Genomic DNA, 21,394 nt, shown 5'->3' with positions numbered 1-21,394 from the left:
GGGAGGTTCTCGGGTAATCGTGACGGTCCACCACCCCGGGAACGGCCGGTGCCCGCCGCTTCCCCGGTCGGGGGCTCCCCGCCGCCGGGGCACGATGTCCGGTTCGCTGGGTTTCGCCGTCGCGTCCGGCCGTGCGGCCCGGCTCCGCCCGGTCGGGCCCGGGCCGGTCGCCCCGCCGGAGTGGCGGGGCGACCGGGCCAGGGGCCTCAGGTGCAGGGGTTGGTCTTGCTGTCGACGACCTTGTCCGTGAGGGCGTCGGGGATCTTCGGGAGGGCGCGGACGCCCGGCCAGTCGGCGCCGATGATCAGCTGGATGACCGGTCCGGTCGGGGCCTTGCCCCCCGGGGTGGGCGGGGGCGCCACGGTCGGGACGTACTTCTCGGTGCTGATGGGCTTGACCTTGCCCTCGACCGGGGCGCGCTTGTCGCCGGAGAGCCTGGCGGCCACCGCGTCGCCGTACGAGACGCCCTCGTCGGCGTCCTTCTTGGCGTAGCGCACCGCGGTGGTGGGCACGTTGGCGGCCGCCGGGCGGGCGTTGCCGACGTGGGTGACCACGAAGCCCTGGTCGGCCAGCTCGGCGGCGACCTCCCTGGCCCGGTTCGGCGTGTCCGTGCCGTTGAACACCTGGACCCTGACCTGCTCGCGCTTGACGGCCGGCTTGGCCTTGGGGTCCGGGGGCGGGGTGACCTCGGTGTCGTTCTTGATCGCGGCGAACAGCTGGTTCGCGTACGGCTGCACCCAGGCGACGCGGTTCGGGTCGTCCGGGTGGGGCCCCCACGGGACGGTGATCAGCTTGACGCCGCCCGCGGTCAGCTTCTGGGCGCTCTGCCCGATCTGCAGCAGGGTGCCGGTGTCCTTGGCCAGTTCCTCGTCCATCCGGACGGACTTGGCCGCGGTGTTGATGAAGTTCAGCATCTTGGCGGGGTCGGTCAGCAGCTCGCTGCTGGTGGCCTTCTTCACCACCTGGCTGAGGAAGACCTGCTGGCGCTTGATGCGGCCGATGTCGCTGCCGTCACCGTAACCCCGCAGCCGGACGTAGCCCAGGGCCTTCTCGCCCGCCAGGAGGTGCCAGCCCGCCGGGAGGGTGAGCTTGGCCTTCTTGTCGTCGACCGGTTTGGTGAGGCAGATCCTGACGCCGCCGAGGGCGTTCACGATGTTCTTGAAACCGGTGAAGTCGACCTCGACGAAGTGGTCGATGCGGATGTCGGTGAGCGCCTCGATCGTGGAGATCGTGCAGGTGATGCCGCCCTCGTTGTAGGCGGCGTTGATCATCTCGGTGCGGGCGGCGACCGGGACGCCCGTCTCGGACGTGCAGGCGGGCATGGCGACCACCGAATCGCGGGGGAAGCTGACGAACGTCGCCTTGTCACGGTCGGGGGCGATGTGCATGAGGATGATCGTGTCGGTGCGCTTGCCCGCGTCGGCCATCTTCTGGCCGTACTTGAGGTTGTCGCCCTCGCGGGTGTCGGAGCCCACGATCAGCACGTTGAGGGCGCCCTTGACGGCCGCCGGCCGGTTGTTGCCGAGCTTGCCGACGATATCGAGGCCGTTGATGTTGCCGATCGTGTTGCGGTAGACCCCGTAGCCGCCCAGGGTGCCGAGCACCAGCAGGCCGGTCGCCGCGATGCCGGCCCAGGCGCCGACGGTGAGCCGCCGCTGCTTGCGGCCCCTGCCCTTCGGCGCCGTCTCCTTCGGATGCGGCGGGAGGTCTCCCGGCGGGATTTCCTGGGGGACGTTGCCTTTCGCGCGCCGCGCGCCCCGGTGACCGGGGGAGGTCTGTTCGCTCCGGCGGTCTCTGACGGCCGCCTGCCGGTGGTCGCTCATGCGATCCTCCCGATCGACGGCGGCGTCCGGTGCTCGTGCTCGATCATCGAGCCCAAAGGGTAGATCACGAGGTGCGCACCAGGAGTCGTGATGATGCGAACTTGGCCAAGACCGCCCCCTGCCACCGCCATGATGATCCGGCCGCCAGCATACTCAAATACGGACATTTGTTGGAATGTTACTGAAACTAGGTTTACGAACCGCAAGAGCCGCCGCCAGGCAGGCGGCGGGTACGGCCGGCAGGACGTACCGGTAGTCGAACTCCGCCACCGCCGGAGGCATCACCAGCAGCACCACCGCCACCGACCAGGGCAGCGCCCACACCGTGGAGTCCGGACGAAAACGCCGGACGCACGCCGCCGCGGGCGGTAGCAGCAGGATCACCAGGACCGCCGCGCCAGGCAGTCCGGCGATTCCCTGATAGGTACGCATCCAGCCCGCGTACGGTTCGACGATCCGGGTGGAGATCGGGCCGCGTTCGTAGCGCTCCGCGGCCTCGGCGCCCACCGTCGCCGGATAGCGGCCCGGCGGCGCGGGCGGTGTGGCGGGGAATCGGTAATAGTCGTAGATCTCCTGGTCGGGGTAGACCGGGCGGTTCACGGTGAACGAGCGGGCCAGCTCCGAGGCGACCGAGCCCAGATAGTCCAGCGGCTGGCTCAGGATCGCCAGCGACGCGAACCGCCCGGCCAGCGTGTCGTTCGTCCTGGTGAAGGTGATGCCGGGCAGTTTGACCAGCGGCGAGTCCTGTGCCCAGACGTACTCCTGCGCGGGAGGCCGCAGCGCGGGCGGGCGGGGGTCGCAGAGCACCGCCAGGTCCGGCGGCGGGCGCATCACGCCGCAGTCGGCGAAGGTCATCGTCTTGGCGTACAGGAAGACGCCGTTCGCGCCCACGATGCCGATCCGCTGGTACGTCGCGTGGAACCAGGCCCCGTACCCCAGGATGGGCACCGTCGCGGCGGCGAGCATCACCCCCGCCGCGAACACCCGGCCCCGCTCCCTGAAGATCAGCCAGCCCGCGAAGAGCGCCACCAGCGGCAGCCCGACGGTCCTGGTCAGCGTCGCCGCCGCGAGCAGCAGCCCGATCCCGCACGCCGTACGCCATCCGACCGAGCGGCGCACGGCCAGGCAGGCCGCCGACAGGACCAGGACCGTGAACAGGGTGTCGGAGACCAGCAGGTGCTCCAGCTCGATCTGGTAGGCGTCCAGGAGGGAGGGGACGGACGCCAGCGTCGCGGCCCAGCCGGGCGCCCGCAGCCTCCGCGCGGTGAGATAGACCAGTACGCCGACCAGCAGCCCGAGCAGGTGCTGGGCCAGCACGACGACCGCGAACTCGTGGAACGGTTCGAGCAATCGCATGAACATCGGGTACCCGGCGGGGCGGACCAGGTCGGGCCGGGGTTTCAGCGCGGTGACGACGTACGTGTAGGAGTCGGGGAACCAGAGCGCGGGCCGGTAGCCGAGCATGGTGATCACCCGCAGCGCGATCCCCGCGCCCAGCACGGCCAGGAACCAGCGGTGGTCCATGAGCCGGCGGCGATCCGGGAACCCGTTGCGGCCCCGGGATTCACGGTCGCCCCGAAAACGGCGACGCTGCCGCACCCACCCGACCACTCGTCCCCCTATCGCACGCTGCGCGTACGCTACCGGCTTCCACCCGGCCCCGCGCCCACCTGTACCCCGGCCCCGCGCCCACCTGTACCCCGGCCCCGCGTCCACTTGTGTCCCGGCCCCGCGTCCACCTGTGCCTCGCGCGTGCCTCCGACCCGCGCCCATCCGGATCCCGGCGTTCCGTGGCCCCGCGCCCACCCGGGCTCACCCGCGTCCACCTGGGCGCACCTGGGCCCGGCGTGCCCGGGGCGGGCCGGGGTTGGTACTACGCTCGGTTCGCATCATGACCACCGGCTGGCTGGACCGTACGCGCAGGCCCTCGGCGGGCAGGGTGCTCGCCGTGGTCTCCGTCGTGCCCGCGCTCGTCCTGGCGGGCTGGCTGCTGGCCGGGTTGCCGCTGCTGCTGCTCGGCTGGTTCCGGCCGCTCGTCGCGGTCCCGCTGGGGCTGGCGGCCGTCGCGCTGCTGTGCCGGTACGGCCTGCGCCGCCTGCCGGAGACCGTCGAGGCGACCGCCTGGCAGGTCACCGGGGTGATCGCCGCCGCGCTGGCCTCCGGAATCTTCAACGGCCTGCTCCACGGCGAGCAACTGATCGTCCGCCGCGACCCCGCCACCTACGCGCAGTACGGCGTCTGGCTGGCCCGGCACGGCTCGCTGCCGATCCCCTTCCAGGAGTGGGCCTTCGGCGGCACCGACCCGGCGCTCCACTTCGACAGCGTGGGCTTCTACGCCTCCGGCGGCGCGGTCGTGCCGCAGTTCATGCCGGGGGCGCCGATGCTCCACGCGGTGGGCGCCTGGCTGGGTGACGTCGCGGGGCTGCTGCTGGTGCCGCCGGTGCTGGGAGCGGCGGCCGTGCTCGTCCTCGCGGGGGTCGTCGCCCGGCTCGCCGGGGCTCGCTGGGCACCTCTCGCCGCGCTGGTCTTCGCCGTCTGCCTGCCGATCCTCTACACCTCGCGGACGACCTTCAGCGAGATCCCGTCCCTGGTCCTGCTCTTCGGCGGCCTCGCTCTGCTGCACGACGCCGAGGCCAGGCTCCGCCCCCGTGCCGTCGCCGTCGGCGACCCGCCTCCCGTGCTCTCCGGCTCCGGTGAGGGCCCGGCGCGGGCGGGGGCCGCCCTGGCGGGGCTGGTGTTCGGGCTGGCCGTCCTGGTCAGGATCGACGGGCTGCGCGACGTGCTCCCGGTGCTCGTCTACGCCGGGCTGCTCATCGCCGTGCGCCGGGCGGGGAACCGGGACGGGGGGCGGCTGGGCGTGCCGCTGCTCGGCGGGCTGGCGGCGGGGGCCGGGCTGGGCCTGGCCGCCGCCTACCTGCTGTCCAGGCCGTACCTGAGATACCTGTCGGACTCGGTGATCCCGCTGCTGGCCATCTGCGGCGCGGTCGTGGTCCTCACCGTGGTGGCGGCGGCGCTCGCCCCGCGGCTCGCGGCCCCGCTGCGGCGGGTGGCCGGGATCCCGAGGCTGCCCGAGATCGCCTCCGGCCTGGTCGTGCTGGTCGCGGCGGCCTTCGCCGCCCGGCCGTGGCTGGAGACCGTGGTCCGGCCGCCCGTCACGCCGGAGGACCGGGTGACCGCGCAGTTCATCGAGGGGGTCCAGCGGATCAACCGCCTGCCGATCGACGGCTCCCGGCTCTACTACGAGAACTCGGCGTACTGGGTGGTCTGGTACGTCGGGCTTCCCGTGGCGATCATGGCCACGATCGCCGCGGCCGTGCTCGCGCGCAGGCTCGTCAACGGGACGGGCTCCGGCTGGCTGCTGCCGCTGGCCGTCATCGGCTGGACCACGGTCACCACGCTCTACCGGCCCGGCATCACCCCCGACCAGCCGTGGGCCGCCCGGCGGCTGGTCCCCGTCGTCATCCCCGGCCTGATCCTGCTCGCGGTCTGGGGCCTGCGCTGGACGCGCGACAGGGCGCGGAGGTCGGGGTACGGCCCGGCCGCGCACAGGGGCCTCGTCGCGGCCGGTGCGATCCTCTTCCTCGTCCCCCCGGTGATCACCTCGGGGGGGACGGCGTTCAGCCCGGTAGACCGCGACGAGCTCGCCGCGGTCGAGACCATGTGCGCGGCCCTCCCGCCACGCGCCTCGGTACTCGTCGTCGAGCGCGTCACCGCCGCCCGCTTCACCCAGGTCGTCCGGGGCGTCTGCGGCCTTCCCGCCGCCCGGCTCACCATCTACCGCTCCGACATCCCCAGGGCCGCCGACGTCGCCCGCCTGGCCGCCCGCGTCCGCGCCGCCGGCCGCACCCCGGTCCTGCTCGCCGCCGAGTCCCGCCAGCTCTCCGGGTACGGCACCCCCGTCCACATCATGAACCTCCGCACCCGCCAGGACGACCGCTCCCTCGTCGACCCCCCCAACAACACCTGGTCCCTGGCCGCCGACGTCTGGATGACCGTCCCGCGCGCGAACGTGGACACGTGAGGGACGGGGCCGAGGAGTCGTCCTCCGGGAGGCCGGAGCATGGTCGTCCCGCGCCGGCCCGGGAGAGTCATGCCCGCTGTGGGCTTTGCCATCAGCGGAAACCCCGCGTGGGCATCCCGCGTCGATAAGAATCTTGACGGATTCGGCGAGTGATCATCGCGGATACCGTGATGATCCTGGCCATGGCGCTGGCGATTCGTGAACGTACTTCCACTGTGACCTGGCATATCCAACATTGATGATCAAAAGGTGGTCATTTCTGTCAGGATATTGAGATAAATATCGGGTTATCACTCTGGGTGACAGGGTGAATGCGACGGACCCGGCGGCCGGTTCGGATGATGGGAGCGCTGTGAGCAGCGGAGCGCGAAATTCTGGGCGAGCGCCTTCCAATATGACGGTCCTCGAAGCCGGAGAGCCGCCCGCCAGGGGGGCGGAGCGCGGATCACGTGGCCGGACGTGGGCCGGGGTTCGTCGTGCCCTGCTGGCCGGCGTGGTGGCCGCCGCCGTGGTGCTCGGGGCGGGGGGCGTCGGCCTGCCTCTCACGGAGGGCGCCGCCTTGGGGGCCGTGTCTCCCGGCGGGCCGTGGCCCGGGAACAAGGAGGTGTCCCCGCCGCCGGACGACTGGCCCCAGGCCGTCACGTTCAGCGTCTTCCTCTGCCGTGACCTGGACGTCTTCAAGCAGTGCCACGAGCGGGCGATCACGGCGAAGCAGAGGCGCGCGCTGGAGGCGAGGCTGCGGGCGATGCCCGAGGTGGCGGAGGTGGAGTTCGAGTCCCGGCAGGAGGCGTACGCGAACTTCACGGAGCAGAACGCCGACAACGAGATGCTGCTCTCCGCCATCCAGGAGGAGGACATGCCGGAGTCGTTCAGGGGCACGCTCAACCGGTGGCGCGACATCGCGCCGTTCAGAGCCGCGATGGACAGGACGCCGGGCGTCGCCAACGTCTTCACCTTCGGAGAGTTCTTCTGGCAGGACAAGGCGGACGTCGTCGTCTCGCTGTGCGGGCGCAAGGGGACGATCTTCGCCTGTAAGGGGCGGGGACCGGCCACGGCCAGGGAGAAGAAGGCTGTCGGGGACAGGCTCCTCGCCCTCAAGCAGAGCGAGAGCGTCTACTTCGAGGACGTCGCCCATGCCCGCCGGGTGTTTGCCTACAGGTGGGGGAACAAACCCGACAAGTCCCCTCTTCCTGAGAGGTACTACGTCAGGCTCTCGGATCCGGGGGCCGCTCCGGAGGTCGTCGGCGCCGTCGAGGGGATGGCCGGTATCAAATCGGCCGGACGCCTGGACGGAGGGTGTTCCTGGCTGGGAATAGCCCAAGAGTGCTCGGGGAAGCTGTCCTGAGAAGGTGATGTGCGCTCGGGTCCCGCTCGGGCAGAGTATCCTCGCCCGTCGAGAGCATGCCCGAGAGCCTGAGAGTGGATCAGCCGTGGACGCAACGCCGTACGTGACCATCGTTCTGCCGTGTTACAACGAGCAGGACCACGTCATCGCCGAGGTCGAGCGCATCTGCGAGGCGATGGACCACAGCGGATACACCTACGAGCTCGTGGCGGTCGACGACTTCTCCACCGACGAGACCCTGGCCAGGCTGCAGGAGGCCGCGCCCAGGTTCCCGAACATGCGGATCAGGGCCTTCCACCGCAACGGCGGCTCCGGCACGGTGCGCAGGATCGGCACGCAGGAGGCGCGCGGCGAGATCGTCGTGTGGACCGACGCCGACATGACGTACCCGAACGAGCGCATCCCCGAGCTCATCCAGATCCTGGAGAAGGACCCGGCGATCGACCAGGTCGTGGGCGCGCGGACCAGCGAGGAGGGCTCGCACAAGTTCCTGCGGGTCCCGGCCAAGTGGTTCATCCGCAAGGTGGCCGAGCGGCTGGCGGGGCAGAAGATCCCCGACCTCAACAGCGGGCTGCGGGCGTTTCGCAAATCGGTCGCCAAGCCCTATCTGAGGCTGCTGCCCCCCGGCTTCTCCTGCGTCACGACGATCACGCTGTCGTTCCTGTCGAACCAGCACGACGTCTACTACCTGCCGATCGGCTACAGCAAGCGGGCGGGCAAGTCCAAGTTCAGTTTCATCTCCGACGCCTACCGCTACATCCTGCAGGTGCTGCGGATGGTCATGTACTTCAACCCGCTCAAGGTCCTCATGCCGCCCGCGCTCTGGCTGGTCGGCATCGGTTTGGTCAAGGGCGTCGTCGACATCGTCCGCTACGGCTTCTACCTGACCAGCAACACCATCGTGATCTTCCTGTCCGGCCTGCTCATCGGCTCGCTGGCGCTGCTGGCCGACCTCATCGTGCGCTCCAGGAGCGAGTAGAGATGCGGATCGCCGTCGTCGGGCCGACGTACCCCTACAAGGGCGGTGGCGCGGCGCACACCACCGAGCTCGCCCACCGGCTGCGGGCCGCCGGGCACGACGTGGTGATCGAGTCGTGGCGGTCGCAGTACCCCTCCTTCCTGTATCCGGGGCAGCAGACCGTCGACACGCCCGACGGTGAGCCGTTCCCGCACGTCCTGCGCGACCTCGACTGGCGCCGCCCGGACGGCTGGGTCCGCGCCGGGCGGCGGCTTCGGAGCGCCGACCTGGTCGTCCTCGCCGTCCTCAGCCCGGTGCAGGTCCCGCCCTATCTGGGCATCCTGTCCGGCCTGCGCCGCGGGACGCCGGTCGTGGCGCTCTGCCACAACGTCCTGCCGCACGAGCGCAAGCCGTACGACACGCCGCTGATGAAGGCGCTGCTGCGCCGGGTGGACGCGGTGCTCGTCCACTCGGAAGGGCAGGCGGAGAAGGCCCGCGACCTGGCCCCCACGCCCGTGCGGGTGGCCGAGATGGCGCCGCACCTCCCGTCGGGGACCGGCGGGCACAGCGGGCACAGCCCGGCCGGGGGCGTGCACAACAGGCTGCTGTTCTTCGGTCTCGTCCGGCCGTACAAGGGGCTGGACCTGCTGATCCGCGCGCTGCCCGAGGGCGTGTCGCTGCGGGTCGCGGGGGAGTTCTGGGGCGGCCTGGAGGAGACGACCAGGGCGCTGGTCACCGAGCTGGGGCTGGACGGGCGGGTGGAGCTGCGGCCGGGGTACGTGGCCTCGGCCGACGTGCCGGGACTGTTCGCGGACGTGGACGCGCTGGTCCTGCCCTACCGGAGCGGGACGGCCAGCCAGCAGGTGTGGCTCGGCCACGAGCACGGGGTGCCGGTCATCGCCAGCCGGGCGGGCACGCTCGGCGACCACGTCACCGACGGGGTGGACGGGCTGCTGGTCGAGCCCGGCTCGGTGGAGGGGCTGCGCGCCGCGCTGGCCGCGTTCTACCGGCCCGGCGAGCCCGAGCGGCTCCGCGCCGGGGTCAAGGCCGTCGACCCCGAGCCGTACTGGACCTCCTACGTCGAGACGCTGGTCTCCGGCTCCTCGCGCTGACCCGCGGGGCCGGAGAGGCGTCCCCAGAGGAAGCCGATCCCGGCCCAGCTCAGGTCGGCCAGGGTGAACATCACCCTCGACACCACTGCGGCCACCAGCGCCCTGGGGGAGTCGAGCACCGGTGCCAGGGCGAGCACCAGCGCCCCCTCGCGGACGCCGATCCCGGCGGGGACGATCACCGTGACGATGCCCGTCGCCCAGGCCAGCGCGTAGGCGCCGGTCGCCACCAGATAGAGGGAGTCGCCGGAGGCGCCCAGGTCGGCCATGGGGAGCAGCAGGTGGGGGCCGTACACCAGCCAGCCGGTGACCGTCAGGGCGACCGCGACGAGCACGGCCCTGCCGCTGAGCAGCCGGCCCTGGCCGAGGGGCTCCTGGCGGGCGATCCGCAGGGCCAGGTTGAGCCCGAAGGTGAGCACCGCCGGGTGCAGGCAGACGGCGATGACGGGGATCAGCGCCAGCAGGTACCACGCCTGGGTCATGGTCTCGCGCAGGGTCACCGCCGCGACGAGGAGGGCGCAGCCCAGGGAGATCAGCAGGGCGAGGGAGACGGAGCCGAACATGCGCCGGGGCGGGACGTCGTGGTCGCGGCCGAGCTCGATCATCGCGGCGTACGCCCAGACGCTGCCGGGCACGTACTTGCCGAGCTGGCCGACGAAGAACACCCTCGCGGTGCTCCCGAGGGGGAGCGGCGAGCCCATCCCGGCCAGCACCGTCCGCCAGGCCAGCACCATGACGCCGATCCCGGCCATCACCGAGAGGTAGGACCCGCCGAGCGACCACCACGACAGCTGGGAGATCGCGGCCGTCGTCTCGTCACGGTTCCTGACCAGGCCGTAGCCGAGGAAACCTATCGCGACCAGCGCGAGCAGCACCCGGAGGAGGCGGCTTGACCGCAGTCGGCTGAGCATCCGCCAAGGGTACGACGGTCTCGTTACCCGGCGGTAGGGTCGCGGGTCACCGGTACTCTTGGGCGGCGTGGTGGAGCGGTGGCGGAGCGCCCCCGGGGCGTCGCGCGCCATCCTGGAGGCGTCGTGCGGGAAGCGCCGTGCGGGAGCCGTACGGGAAGCGCCGTACGAAGGACGCCGTCCTGAGGTGTCCGTGGATGTCCTTGGACGTCCGGAGAGAAGGTCCCGGCGTCACGCGGAGGGGAAGAAGAGGAGCGGTGAGCGAGTGATGAGCGCCGAACGGGTCGCGCAGCTTGAATACTCCGAGTTCCAGGCGGCGATGCTGGACGAGGAGAAGCGCCGCAGGAAGGCCGCGAAGATCGTCGCGGTGCTCGGGCACTTCCTCGGCAGGGACGAGGACGTCCTCGCCGGCCTGACGGTCGCCGACATCGGCTGCTCGGCGGGCTTCATCGCCGACGAGCTGGCCGCGGCGGGCGCGAGCCGCACGTTCGGCGTCGACATCGACGTGCCGGGCCTGCGCAGGGCGTCCCAGAGGTTCGGCGAGCGGGTCGAGTTCGTGTGCGCCGACGGCACCGCGCTGCCCTTCCCCGACGGCTCGGTCGACGTGCTGGTCTTCAACCACATCTACGAGCACGTGGTCGACCCGGACGCGATCATGGCCGAGATGCGCCGGGTGCTGTCCGACGACGGCGTCCTCTATCTGGGGCTGGGCAACCGGCTCGGGGTGATGGAGCCGCACTACAAGCTGCCGTTCCTGTCCTACCTGCCGCCCGCGCTGGCCGACCGCTACGTGCGGCTCTTCGGCCGGGCCGACAGCTACTACGAGCGCTACCGCACCCGCCGAGGCCTGCGCAGGATGGTGCGCGGCCTGAGGGTGTGGGACTACACCTTCCCCGTGCTCGTCACCCCGGCCGCGTTCGCCGGGAACGAGCTCTTCCCCGGCGTGGTGGGACGGGTGGCGGGTGGGGTGCTGTCGAAGCTGCCCCGCCCGGTGCTGCGGGCCCTGCTGCCGGTGGTGCCCACCTACCTGTGGGTGGCGACCAGGGGCGACCGCCGCCCGGCCGGGCCCTCCCTGCCCCGGCCGCCAGAGCCGGTCCGCCCCCTGTGAGCTCCTCACGGGCCTCCCGCGAGCCTTCCGCCGGACCCGCCGTGATCGCCGGAGCCGGTACGACCCCGGCGGGTCTCCTGTGACCGCGGGCACCGGATCCGGCGGGTCCACCCTCAGGCGGGTGGCCCGCGTCGCCTTCCTGCTCGTCGCGCTCGGGTTCGGCGCGTGGGTGGTGGTGGGCCAGTGGGACGGGATCCGCGCGGGGTTCGCCCGGCTGTCGTGGACGTCGCTCGCGCTGTCGCTGGTCGCGGTGCTCGCCGCGTTGTGCGGCGGGATGATGACGTGGCGGGCGCTGCTGGCCGACCTGGGCTCGCCGCTGCCCCTGCGGGCGGGGGCGAGGGTCTTCTTCGTGGGCCAGCTGGGCAAGTACATCCCGGGCTCGCTGTGGCCGGTGATCGCCCAGATGGAGATGGGCCGGGAGCTGGGGGTGCCCAGGTCGCGGAGCGCGACGGCGTTCTTCCTGACGCTGCCGGTGCAGCTCGGCAGCGGGCTGGTGGTCTCGGGGGTGACCCTGCTGGCGGCGCTGCCGGGGTCGGTGGCGCCGTACGCGTGGGTGTTCCTGCTGATCCCGGTGCTCGCGGTGGCCTTCGAGCCGAGGGTCGTCAACGCGGTCCTCGGGTTCGGGCTGCGGAAGCTGAGACGTGAGCCGCTGGAGCGGCCGCTCACCCGCAGGGGCATGCTCACCGCGCTGGGCTGGGCGCTGCTCGGCTGGATCGCGTACGGGCTGCACCTGGCGGCGATCGTCCACGACCTCGGGTCCTCCGGTTTTCCCGCCGTTCTGTTCTCGATCGGCGCGTTCGCGCTGTCGTGGTGCCTGGGGATCATGACGTTCGTCGTGCCCGCGGGAGCGGGGGTGCGCGAGGTGGCGATGGTGGCCGTCCTGGCGCCGATCCTGGACCAGGGAACGGCCATCGCGGCGGCGCTCTGCTCCCGGATCGTGATCATTCTTGGCGACCTTCTCTGCGCGGGTCTCGCGGGTCTGGCCGCGCGCCGCGCCGGGGGTTCCCAGAAGGACCACGCTTCGGGAAAAGCAGTGTGATTTCCCCCACGGTTTCGGACGGTCTGGCAATAGAGTAAACAGAGGAAGGGGACGGTTGTCCCGCTGTGGATCATGAGGGGAGCGATCCTTCTTGACGCCGAGAGTGCTCGTCGACGCGGCCGCGGTTCCGGCCGATCGCGGTGCGCTGATCAGGTACGTCGATGGACTCGTCGCCGCACTGGACAGGGCGGGCGCTGACCTCGCGGTCGTCTGCCAGCGCGCCGATGCCGCCCGATATGCCGGACTAGCGCCCTCCGCACGGATCGTGCCGGGGCCTCACGGGATCACCAACAGGGCCGCTCGCCTGACGTGGGAGCAGACGGGTCTCCCGTTTCTCGCCCGGCAGGTCGGCGCCGAGGTCATCCACGCCCCCTATTACTCGATACCGCTGAGCCCGGGCCTGCCGACCGTGGCGACCGTGCACGACCTCACCTGTTTCACCGAGCCCCTGCAGCACGACGCGGTCAAGGCGGCGTTCTTCCGCGCCGCGACCCGTACCGCGGTCCGGCACGCCGCCCGGGTGATCGTGCCCTCCAAGGCGACCAGGGACGAGCTGATCAGGCTGCTCTCGGCCGATCCGACCCGCATCGACGTCGCCTACCACGGTGTCGACCCGGCGCTGTTCCACCCACCGTCCGAGCGTGAGATCACGCACGCCTCCGACAGGCTCGGCCTGCACGGCACCCCGTACGTGGCCTTCCTGGGCCCGCTGGAGCCGCGTAAGAACGTGCCAAACCTGATCCGGGGCTTCGTCCGCGCCGTCGAGAACATCACGGACCCGCCCGCCCTGGTGCTCGCCGGGGGCACCCGCGACGTCGAGGTCGACGCCGCGGTGGAGGAGGTCCCCTCGACCGTGCGGGTGCTCCGTCCCGGCTTCCTGTCGTTCGCCGACCTGTGCGGCTTCCTCGGCGGGGCGGTGGTCGCGGCCTTCCCCTCGCGGGGCGAGGGTTTCGGGCTGCCGGTGCTGGAGGCCATGGCCTGCGGCGCGCCGGTGCTCACCACCCACCGCACCTCGCTGCCCGAGGTGGGCGGCGACGCGGTCGCCTACACCGAGCCGGACGCCGAGAGCATCGCCGACGCGCTCCGTACGCTGCTCTCGTCGCCCGAGCGCAGGCAGGCGCTGTCGGTGGCCGGGATAGCCCGCGCCAAGGAGTTCACCTGGGACGCCTCGGCCGAGGCGCACCTGCTCTCCTACCAGCGCGCGGCCGAGTAGTGAGCTAACCTCGCGGAATGATGGAGACCCCCTTGCCCGATCTAGAGGCGATCCTCCTTGTGGGTGGACGAGGGACGCGCCTGCGTCCGATGACGCTCGGCACGCCGAAACCCCTGCTGCCCACGGCCGGGGTTCCCTTTCTCGCCCACCAGCTCGCCAGGGCCAGGGCGTTCGGCGTGCGGCGCATCGTGTTCGCCACCTCCTATCGGGCGGAGATGTTCTCCGAGGCGTTCGGAGACGGCGAGGCGTTCGGTCTCGCGCTCGAATACATGACGGAGGAGGTCCCGCTCGGCACGGGCGGGGCCATCCGTAACGCCGCCGAGGCGCTGACCTGCGGTCCCGACGAGCCGGTGCTGGTGCTCAACGGCGACATCCTGTCCGGTCACGACATCGGCGAGCAGGTCGCGACGCACGTCGCCAGGGGCGCCGCCGTCACCCTGCACCTGACCGAGGTGGAGGACCCCTCGCGCTTCGGCTGCGTGCCGACCGACGAGGACGGGCGGGTGACCGCCTTCCTGGAGAAGACCCCCAACCCGGTCACCAACCGGATCAACGCCGGATGTTACGTCTTCACCCGCTCGGTGATCGACACGATCCCCGCGGGCGAGGTCGTCTCGGTCGAGCGCGAGACCTTCCCCGGCCTGATCGAGGACGACGCCCTGGTGCTCGGCTACGCCGACGCGTCCTACTGGCTCGACGTGGGCACGCCCGCGGCCTTCGTGAAGGGCTCCCGCGACCTGGTCCTCGGCCGCCTCGCCTCGCCCGCCCTGCCGGGACCCACCGGCGACTTCCTCGCCCTGCCCGGCGCCATGATCTCGCCCGAGGCCAAGGTCTCCGGCGGTTCCGTGATCGGTGCCCGCGCGATCGTGGAGTCGGGGGCGCAGATCAGCGGCAGTGTGCTCGGAGACGACTGCGTCGTGCACTCGGGCGCGGTCGTGGTCGACTCGGTGGTCGGCATCGGCGCGCGTGTCGATTCTGGAGCGGTCCTGAGGGACGTGGTCCTCGGCGACGGCGCCGTGGTCGGTTCGGGCAACGAGCTGCTCGCGGGCAGCCGGGTCTGGCCGGGCGTGGTGCTCCCCGAGTTCGCGATCCGCTTCTCCAGCGACATCTGACCGCCCGCGGCGCGCGGCGGGGACCTTCGTGAGGAAACGTGAGTGGTGCCCGCCGTGGCCGGTCGACCTGGCGCTGGTGCTCGACCCGCACCGGCGCGGGACCGGCGACCCCACCCTGAGGACGGTGCCAGGCGGGGCCGTCTGGCGGACCTCGCGGACGCCCGACGGGCCGGGGACGCTGCGCGTGGCGGAGGCGGGTGGCCGGGTGGCCGCCGCGGCGTGGGGGCCGGGGGCGGAGTGGATGCTGGAGACGCTTCCGGAACTGCTGGGGGCCGGTGACGACGTGTCGGGGTTCGTTCCCGGGCACGAGGTGCTGCGGAACGCGGCGAGACGCCATCCGGGGCTCAGGATCGGCAGGACGTCGAGGGTCCTGGAGGCACTGGTTCCGGCCGTGCTGGAGCAGAAGGTGGTGTCCACCGAGGCGTGGCGGGCGTGGCGGTGGCTGCTGGGCCGCTACGGCGAGCCCGCGCCGGGTCCGGCGCCCGAGGGGATGAGGGTCTTTCCCGAGCCCGAGGTGTGGCGGTCGATCCCGTCGTGGGACTGGCACCGCGCGGGGGCCGAGGCGGTGCGGGCCCGTACGATCGCGAACGCCGCCCGGCACGCGGGGAAGCTGGAGGCGATCGGGGGCAGCGCCGACGCGGATCGGCTGTTACGGGCGCTGCCCGGGATCGGGGTGTGGACGTCCGCCGAGGTGCGCCAGCGCTCGCACGGCGACGCGGACGCCGTCTCGGTGGGAGACTTCCATCTGCCGTCGCTGGTCGGCTGGTCGCTCAGCGGCGAGCGGGTGGACGACGCGCGGATGTTGCGGCTGCTCGCTCCCTACCGGGGGCACCGGCACCGGGTCAGCCGGCTACTGGGGTTGGGCGGTGTGCGGCCACCCGCTCGCGGGCCGAGGATGCCCGTGCGGGACTACCGGTCGTTCTGAGCGTTCTCTCGTCGGGGAACGGTTCGTCGCGATGCCAGTCGAGGCTGTCGCGCGTGTCGGCTCCGACCAGCGGGGCGAGGACGGCGGCGGCGGCGAGGACGAGAAGAAACCAGATCATTTTCGGCTCCTGCTGAGTGGGGTCCGAGGGAGGTTCCCTCGGAGGATCCGGGTGGTTTCCCGTGGATACGGGGGTTCCGGTTGACTTCTCCAATTTATGCATCTGCAAGCATTTACGTCTATCGAGACTTGCTTGACCGCACCCTTTAGAAGATCTGAAGTGTCGGGGCCTCGGCCCGGTACCTCCCCGTACGGGAGGGTCGGGGGTGTCTACCTGCGTCTCACCGCCGGGCGCGCGCCGCCGGGCCCGCCGGCGGGCACCCGCCGCCTCGCATGTCCGTGTCGGGCCGTACTGTGCCGTCATGAGCGCTCATCCCACCGACAACGCGATGCGCCGGGCTCTGGCCAGGGCCCGCGACGGCAAAGCTCTCGATATCGCCGAAGCCACAGTCCTGCTGCACGCTCGGGACGAACATCTGGAGACCCTCCTCGACCATGCCGGGAGGGTCAGGGACGCCGGTCTGGAGGCGGTCGGGCGGCAGGGGGTCATCACCTACAGCCGCAAGGTCTTCATCCCGCTGACGCGGCTCTGCCGCGACCGTTGCGGATACTGCACGTTCGCCACCGCCCCGCACAAGCTGGAAAGCATGTTCCTGAGCCCCGACGAGGTGCTGGAGATCGCCAGGCAGGGCGCGGCGATGGGGTGCAAGGAGGCGCTGTTCACCCTGGGCGACCGGCCCGAGGACCGCTGGCACCAGGCCCGCGAGTGGCTGGACGCCCACGGCTACGACGACACGCTGTCCTACGTCCGCGCGATGGCCGTGCGGGTGCTCGAGGAGACCGGGTTGCTGCCGCATCTGAACCCGGGCGTCATGACCTGGCAGGACCTGCAGCGGCTCAAGCCGGTCGCGCCCTCCATGGGCATGATGCTGGAGACGACCTCGCGGCGGCTCTTCGAGGAGAAGGGGCAGGCGCACCACGGCTCGCCCGACAAGGACCCCGCCGTGCGGCTGCGCGTGCTGGAGGACGCCGGGCGGACGAACGTGCCGTTCACCAGCGGCATCCTCATCGGCATCGGGGAGACGGTCGAGGACCGCGCCGAGTCGCTGTTCGCGCTGCGCAGGGTGGCACGCGAGTACGGCGGCATCCAGGAGATCATCGTCCAGAACTTCCGCGCCAAGCCGGACACCGCGATGCGCGGCATGCCGGACGCCGACCTGCAGGAGCTGGCCGCCGCCATCGCGGTGACCCGGCTGGTGCTGGGGCCGAAGATGAGGGTGCAGGCCCCGCCGAACCTGGTCGACTCCGAGTACGAGCTGATGATCAGGGCGGGCATCGACGACTGGGGCGGCGTCTCGCCGCTGACGCCCGACCACGTCAACCCCGAGCGTCCCTGGCCGCAGATCGACGACCTCGCCGCCCGTACGGCCGCGGCCGGGTTCGCGCTGCGCGAGCGGCTGACCATCTACCCCGAGTTCGTGCTGGCCGGGGAGCCCTGGCTCGACCCCAGGCTCAACGCGCACGTCGCCGCCCTGGCGGATCCGGAGACCGGGCTCGCCCGCGAGGACGCGGTCCTGACCGGCCGCCCCTGGCAGGAGCCGGACGGCGGCTTCGTCTCCCTGGGCCGCGTCGACCTGCACACGGCCGTCGACACCGAGGGGCGCGGCGCCGACCGCCGCGAGGACTTCGACCACGTGTACGGCGACTGGGAGGCGCTCAGGGAGCGCCTGCCCGCCGCCTCCTCGATCGTGAGGGGCGACGTGCGGGAGGCTCTGAGGCAGGCGGAGAGCGACCCGGCGGGGCTGAGCGACGCCCAGGCGCTCGTCCTGATGGACCTCGCCGGAGACCAGAACGGGGTGGGCGCCGACGACGCCGCGCTGGACGAGCTCTGCCGGATCGCCGACGGCCTGCGCGGGGAGGCGGCCGGAGACGAGGTCACCTACGTGGTGAACCGGAACATCAACTTCACCAACGTCTGCTACACCGGCTGCCGTTTCTGCGCCTTCGCGCAGCGCCGCACCGACGCCGACGCCTACACCCTCTCGCTGGAGCAGGTCGCCGACCGCGCCTGGGAGGGATGGCAGGCCGGGGCGACCGAGGTGTGCATGCAGGGCGGCATCCACCCCGACCTGCCCGGCACCGCGTACTTCGACATCGCCAGGGCGGTCAAGGCCAGGGTGCCGGAGATGCACGTCCACGCGTTCTCGCCGATGGAGGTCATCAATGGCGCCAGCCGCACCAACCTGTCCATCGAGGACTGGCTGGTCGCCGCCAGGGAGGCGGGCGTCGACTCGCTCCCCGGCACCGCGGCCGAGATCCTCGACGACGACGTCCGCTGGGTGCTGACCAAGGGCAAGCTGCCCACCAGGGAGTGGGTCGAGGTCATCTCCACCGCGCACCGGGTCGGCATCCCGACGACCTCCACGATGATGTACGGCCACGTCGACAACCACGCGCACTGGGTGCAGCACATCCGGCTGATCCGCCGCATCCAGGAGGAGACCGGCGGGTTCTCCGAGTTCGTGCTGCTGCCGTTCGTCCACCACAGCGCGCCCATCTACCTGGCGGGGATCGCCCGCCCGGGGCCGACGGCGCGGGAGAACCGGGCCGTGCACGCGCTGGCCCGCGTCCTGCTGCACGGCGCGATCGCCAACATCCAGTGCTCGTGGGTGAAGCTCCAGGACGGGCTCTGCCGCGAGGTGCTGCTGGGCGGGGTCAACGACCTCGGCGGCACGCTGATGGAGGAGACGATCAGCAGGATGGCGGGGTCGGAGAACGGCTCCTTCAAGACCATCAGCGAGATCGAGGCCATGGTCGCCCCGACCGGGAGGCCGATCCGGCAGCGGACCACCTCCTACGGCGTACCGGACGCCGAGCGGGTGGCCGCGGCCAGGGCGAGCGACGGCGTCTGCCGCAGCGTCCGCCCCAACGTCCTCCCGCTTCTCTCCCTGGAGCCGTCGGCAAAGTTATAACGAGTTCTACATCGACCCGCCTTTCGTGAGAGGTTCATTGGCACAATCGTCATTCCTGTGTAGTCATCTGTAACGGGAGGTCCGGGTTTGTCCTCCTCCGGTCGACACCGTGTGGCCGCCGGCATCGAGCGGCGCCGGCGTCAGGCGCGCCTGCGCCTCTCGCTGGCGGCGGTCGCGGTCGTGGTCGCCCTGGCGGGAAGCGCCGTCCTGGTGTTCGACAGGGTGGGGGGCTCGTGCTCCAGCCGTGACCCGGTGCTGGTCGGCGTCGCCGCCGCCGTCGACGTCGCCCCGGTCGTCATGGAGGCGGCGGGGCGGTTCAACCGGAGCGGCGCCGGTGTCGACGGCCGGTGCGTGCTGGTGCAGGTGACCGAGCAGCCGCCCGCCACCGTGCTGCGGACCCTGCTCGGCGGCACCGCGGGGGTGCTCAGCCGGCGCCCCGACGGCTGGGTCTCCGACTCCTCGGCCTGGATCCGCCTCGCGCGCAAGCAGGGGGCCGCGGACCTGGCCGGGACCGAGACCGTCATGGCGACCTCGCCCCTGGTCTTCGCCACCCGCAAGTCCCTGGCCCAGCGCTTCGCGGTGGGCAAGACCGACATGAACTGGCGGATGGTCTTCCCCGCCACCACCCGCGGCCGGATCCGGCCGACGGAGAACGAGCCCGACGTGGTCCGCGTTCCCGACCCCTCGCTCGCGGGGGCCGGGATCGCCACCGTGGCCGCGGCCAGGGACGTGGTCGGCAGCGGTCCCGAGGCCGACCGGGCGCTCACCGCGTTCGTCCGCTGGGCGCAGGCGGGGTCGGCGCCCGACTACCGGAGCATGCTCGCCACGGTCGACGACCGCTCCTTCTGGCAGCGGCCAGTGGTGATCGTCCCGGAATCGGCGGTGTGGGCGCACAACCGCCTGCCGTCCGACGACCCGGTGGTCGCCCTCCACCCCCGCGAGGGGACGATCAACCTCGACTACCCGTACGTGGTCACCTCCTCCGACGAGGCGAAGGCGAGCGGGTCGCGGGCCTTCGCCGCCTGGCTGCGCTCCCCGGAGACGCGGGAGGAGGCCCGCAGGGGAGGCTTCCGCTCGGCCGACGGCTCCCTGGGCCCGTACTCGCCCGGTCCCGAGATCCCCACCGAGGCGCCCCGCACCCGCCCGACCATCCTGCCCGGCATGATCGACGAGGCGCTGGAGGCGTGGAGCAGGCTCGCCCCGCCGACCAACATCCTGGTCATGGCCGACACCGGCAAGCACATGGCCGAGCCGATCAGGGGGCAGAAGGGGAAGACCAGGCTCACCGTCGCCCTGGAAGCCGCCAGGCTCGGCCTGCAGCTCTTCCCCGACTCCACCCACATGGGCCTTTGGGACTTCTCCTCGGCCAGGGGAAGGGACCAGCGCGAGCGGGTGCGCTTGGGCCCGGTCGTCGAGCCCGACGGCGGGCAGGTCGTCCGGCGCGGACGCCTGGAGGAGCTGACCCGCACCCTGCGCGCCGCCCCCAAGGAGCCCAGCGCCCTGCACGACTCGATCCTCGCCGGGTTCCAGGAGATGACCAAGGTCTACGACGAGGGCATGAACAACACCCTGCTCGTCATCACGGCGGGGAAGGACGACGGCAAGGGCATCTCGGGCACCGAGCTGGTGCGGGCGCTGCGCGACGCGTGGGACCCCGAGGCGCCGATCCAGGTCGTCGTCCTCGCCTTCGGCACCGACCTCGACCGCGCGGCCCTCACCCAGGTCACCTCCGTCACCAACGGCTCCCTGCACGTCGCCCAGGACCCGGAAGAGATCATCGACGTCTTCCTGTCGGCCCTCGCCAGGCGGCTGTGCCATCCCACCTGTCGTACCTCCGGCTGAGCGTCGCTCGCGACCAGGTAGACATGCTGAAATGTGATGCCTTCTCGGTGCATAGCGCCTACGATCGCTGGTGATCTAGAGAGAGGGCCGGGCGTGTGAGCGGGGCGAGTTCCAGGGGCGGCGGGCAGCGGCAGAGGCTGCTCATCGAGCGTGCCAAGACCTACACGGAGATGGAGCGCTTCGAAGAGGCGGCCGCGGACCTGACCGAGGTGCTCGGGCTCAACCCCGGCGACGACGTCGCGTGGGCCAACCGGGGCGAGCTGTACCGGAGGATGGAGCGATTCGACGAGGCCCTCGCCGACTTCGACCGCGCGATCGAGATCGACCCCGAGTACGCGTTCGCGATCGGCAGCCGAGGTCAGGCCTACGCGGCGCTCCGCCGGCCCGCCGAGGCCCTGGCCGACTTCGACCGCGCGATCGAGCTGACTCCGGACCAGGTCTGGCTCCTCGCCGACAGGGCGAGGCTGCTCCGCGGGCTTGAGCGGTACGACGACGCGGAGACCGATCTGATGCGGGCCATCATGCTCGCCCCGGAGGACGCCGACCTGTACAACGCCCGCGGCGACCTGTACTACCAGATGGACCGCTACGCGGACGCGCTCACGGACTTCTCCCACGCCCTGAACCTGGAGCCGAACAACGTCCGGGCGCTCGTCTCGCGCGGAGAGACGCACCGCATGATGGACGCGTTCGACGAGGCGCTCGGAGACCTGAACCACGCCCTCCAGCTGGAGTCCGACAACGACCGTGCCCTGGCGAGTCGCGGGGCGGTCCTGCACGAGCTCGGGCGGAACGAGGAGTCGGTGGCCGATCTCAGCAGGGCGATCGAGATCGACCCCGAGTACACCTGGGCCTACATCCGCAGGGGCGAGGTCCTGCGCTCCCTCGGCCGCTACGAGGACTCGCTCGTCGACATCAACCGGGCGATGGAGCTCGACGAGGACGGAGAGGCCTGACCCGCC

Annotated in this window: 16 protein-coding genes; 12 read left to right on the top strand and 4 right to left on the bottom strand. The window is 71.7% G+C overall.

The features are described from left to right. Positions 1 to 206: 206 nt before the first annotated feature. The 3 genes from ACSDR0_RS31180 to ACSDR0_RS31170 are packed head-to-tail and all read right to left on the bottom strand — an operon-like array spanning position 207 to position 3,347. A complete protein-coding gene (locus ACSDR0_RS31180) occupies positions 207 to 1,823 on the bottom strand; it encodes an LCP family protein (RefSeq protein ID WP_435292481.1) in 1,617 nt (538 codons plus the stop codon). Beyond that, positions 1,820 to 1,990 (bottom strand): hypothetical protein, encoded by a 171-nt coding sequence (locus tag ACSDR0_RS31175; protein ID WP_435292480.1) that lies wholly within the window; start codon positions 1,988 to 1,990, stop codon positions 1,820 to 1,822. The genes ACSDR0_RS31180 and ACSDR0_RS31175 overlap by 4 nt, the downstream gene beginning before the upstream one ends. After that, positions 1,977 to 3,347 carry a hypothetical protein gene (locus tag ACSDR0_RS31170; RefSeq protein ID WP_435292479.1) on the bottom strand — a complete coding sequence of 457 codons (1,371 nt, stop codon included), beginning with the start codon at positions 3,345 to 3,347 and terminating at the stop codon, positions 1,977 to 1,979. Before ACSDR0_RS31170 ends, ACSDR0_RS31175 begins: the two co-directional genes overlap by 14 nt. Positions 3,348 to 3,714: 367 nt before the next feature. Here ACSDR0_RS31170 and ACSDR0_RS31165 point away from each other — a divergent pair, with 367 nt between their 5' ends. The 4 genes from ACSDR0_RS31165 (at position 3,715) to ACSDR0_RS31150 (ending at position 9,259) form a co-directional block, all read left to right on the top strand. Further along, positions 3,715 to 5,844: a hypothetical protein gene (locus ACSDR0_RS31165; RefSeq protein ID WP_435292478.1), complete on the top strand. Its 2,130-nt coding sequence runs from the start codon at positions 3,715 to 3,717 to the stop codon at positions 5,842 to 5,844. Positions 5,845 to 6,238: 394 nt separating this feature from the next. After that, positions 6,239 to 7,189 carry a permease-like cell division protein FtsX gene (locus ACSDR0_RS31160; protein ID WP_435292477.1) on the top strand — a complete coding sequence of 317 codons (951 nt, stop codon included), beginning with the start codon at positions 6,239 to 6,241 and terminating at the stop codon, positions 7,187 to 7,189. A gap of 85 nt (positions 7,190 to 7,274) precedes the next feature. Beyond that, positions 7,275 to 8,168 (top strand): glycosyltransferase family 2 protein, encoded by an 894-nt coding sequence (locus tag ACSDR0_RS31155; RefSeq protein WP_435292476.1) that lies wholly within the window; start codon positions 7,275 to 7,277, stop codon positions 8,166 to 8,168. 2 nt (positions 8,169 to 8,170) lie between these two features. Next, a complete protein-coding gene (locus ACSDR0_RS31150) occupies positions 8,171 to 9,259 on the top strand; it encodes a glycosyltransferase family 4 protein (protein ID WP_435292475.1) in 1,089 nt (362 codons plus the stop codon). Here the strand turns inward: ACSDR0_RS31150 and ACSDR0_RS31145 are convergent. Beyond that, on the bottom strand, positions 9,223 to 10,167 hold the full coding sequence (locus tag ACSDR0_RS31145) for a lysylphosphatidylglycerol synthase domain-containing protein (RefSeq protein WP_435292474.1): 945 nt from the start codon (positions 10,165 to 10,167) through the stop codon (positions 9,223 to 9,225). The two genes, ACSDR0_RS31150 and ACSDR0_RS31145, sit on opposite strands and share 37 nt — an antisense overlap. Positions 10,168 to 10,432: 265 nt before the next feature. Here ACSDR0_RS31145 and ACSDR0_RS31140 point away from each other — a divergent pair, with 265 nt between their 5' ends. The 8 genes from ACSDR0_RS31140 to ACSDR0_RS31105 all read left to right on the top strand — a co-directional run bounded on the left by ACSDR0_RS31140 (position 10,433) and on the right by ACSDR0_RS31105 (position 21,388). After that, positions 10,433 to 11,272 (top strand): class I SAM-dependent methyltransferase, encoded by an 840-nt coding sequence (locus ACSDR0_RS31140; protein ID WP_435292473.1) that lies wholly within the window; start codon positions 10,433 to 10,435, stop codon positions 11,270 to 11,272. A gap of 121 nt (positions 11,273 to 11,393) precedes the next feature. Continuing rightward, positions 11,394 to 12,311: a lysylphosphatidylglycerol synthase domain-containing protein gene (locus ACSDR0_RS31135; protein WP_435292472.1), complete on the top strand. Its 918-nt coding sequence runs from the start codon at positions 11,394 to 11,396 to the stop codon at positions 12,309 to 12,311. A 91-nt stretch (positions 12,312 to 12,402) separates the two neighbouring features. Beyond that, on the top strand, positions 12,403 to 13,524 hold the full coding sequence (locus tag ACSDR0_RS31130; protein ID WP_435292471.1) for a glycosyltransferase family 4 protein: 1,122 nt from the start codon (positions 12,403 to 12,405) through the stop codon (positions 13,522 to 13,524). A gap of 17 nt (positions 13,525 to 13,541) precedes the next feature. After that, on the top strand, positions 13,542 to 14,636 hold the full coding sequence (locus tag ACSDR0_RS31125; protein ID WP_435292470.1) for a sugar phosphate nucleotidyltransferase: 1,095 nt from the start codon (positions 13,542 to 13,544) through the stop codon (positions 14,634 to 14,636). Positions 14,637 to 14,664: 28 nt separating this feature from the next. After that, positions 14,665 to 15,561 (top strand): DNA-3-methyladenine glycosylase family protein, encoded by an 897-nt coding sequence (locus tag ACSDR0_RS31120; RefSeq protein ID WP_435292469.1) that lies wholly within the window; start codon positions 14,665 to 14,667, stop codon positions 15,559 to 15,561. A 419-nt stretch (positions 15,562 to 15,980) separates the two neighbouring features. Next, positions 15,981 to 18,590: a bifunctional FO biosynthesis protein CofGH gene (locus tag ACSDR0_RS31115; protein ID WP_435292468.1), complete on the top strand. Its 2,610-nt coding sequence runs from the start codon at positions 15,981 to 15,983 to the stop codon at positions 18,588 to 18,590. Positions 18,591 to 18,701: 111 nt separating this feature from the next. Then, entirely contained in the window at positions 18,702 to 20,432 is a 1,731-nt protein-coding gene (locus ACSDR0_RS31110; RefSeq protein ID WP_435292467.1) for a substrate-binding and VWA domain-containing protein, read from the top strand. Positions 20,433 to 20,527: 95 nt separating this feature from the next. Beyond that, positions 20,528 to 21,388, top strand: a complete 861-nt coding sequence (locus tag ACSDR0_RS31105) for a tetratricopeptide repeat protein (RefSeq protein ID WP_435292466.1) — start codon at positions 20,528 to 20,530, stop codon at positions 21,386 to 21,388. Positions 21,389 to 21,394 lie beyond the last annotated feature (6 nt).

The sequence above is a fragment of the Streptosporangium sp. G11 genome (assembly GCF_051192615.1).
Taxonomy (GTDB): Bacteria; Actinomycetota; Actinomycetes; order Streptosporangiales; family Streptosporangiaceae; genus Streptosporangium.
This window is presented reverse-complemented; position numbering and strand designations above follow the sequence as displayed.

Bases quoted from the DNA above. Each gene is read 5' to 3' on its own strand.
- ACSDR0_RS31165 (WP_435292478.1), top strand. From the start codon at position 3,715: ATGACCACCGGCTGGCTGGACCGTACGCGCAGGCCCTCGGCGGGCAGG.
- ACSDR0_RS31125 (WP_435292470.1), top strand. From the start codon at position 13,542: ATGATGGAGACCCCCTTGCCCGATCTAGAGGCGATCCTCCTTGTGGGT.
- ACSDR0_RS31180 (WP_435292481.1), bottom strand. From the start codon at position 1,823: ATGAGCGACCACCGGCAGGCGGCCGTCAGAGACCGCCGGAGCGAACAG.
- ACSDR0_RS31170 (WP_435292479.1), bottom strand. From the start codon at position 3,347: ATGGACCACCGCTGGTTCCTGGCCGTGCTGGGCGCGGGGATCGCGCTG.
- ACSDR0_RS31150 (WP_435292475.1), top strand. From the start codon at position 8,171: ATGCGGATCGCCGTCGTCGGGCCGACGTACCCCTACAAGGGCGGTGGC.
- ACSDR0_RS31115 (WP_435292468.1), top strand. From the start codon at position 15,981: ATGAGCGCTCATCCCACCGACAACGCGATGCGCCGGGCTCTGGCCAGG.
- ACSDR0_RS31145 (WP_435292474.1), bottom strand. From the start codon at position 10,167: ATGCTCAGCCGACTGCGGTCAAGCCGCCTCCTCCGGGTGCTGCTCGCG.
- ACSDR0_RS31140 (WP_435292473.1), top strand. From the start codon at position 10,433: ATGAGCGCCGAACGGGTCGCGCAGCTTGAATACTCCGAGTTCCAGGCG.
- ACSDR0_RS31160 (WP_435292477.1), top strand. From the start codon at position 6,239: ATGACGGTCCTCGAAGCCGGAGAGCCGCCCGCCAGGGGGGCGGAGCGC.
- ACSDR0_RS31175 (WP_435292480.1), bottom strand. From the start codon at position 1,990: ATGTCCGTATTTGAGTATGCTGGCGGCCGGATCATCATGGCGGTGGCA.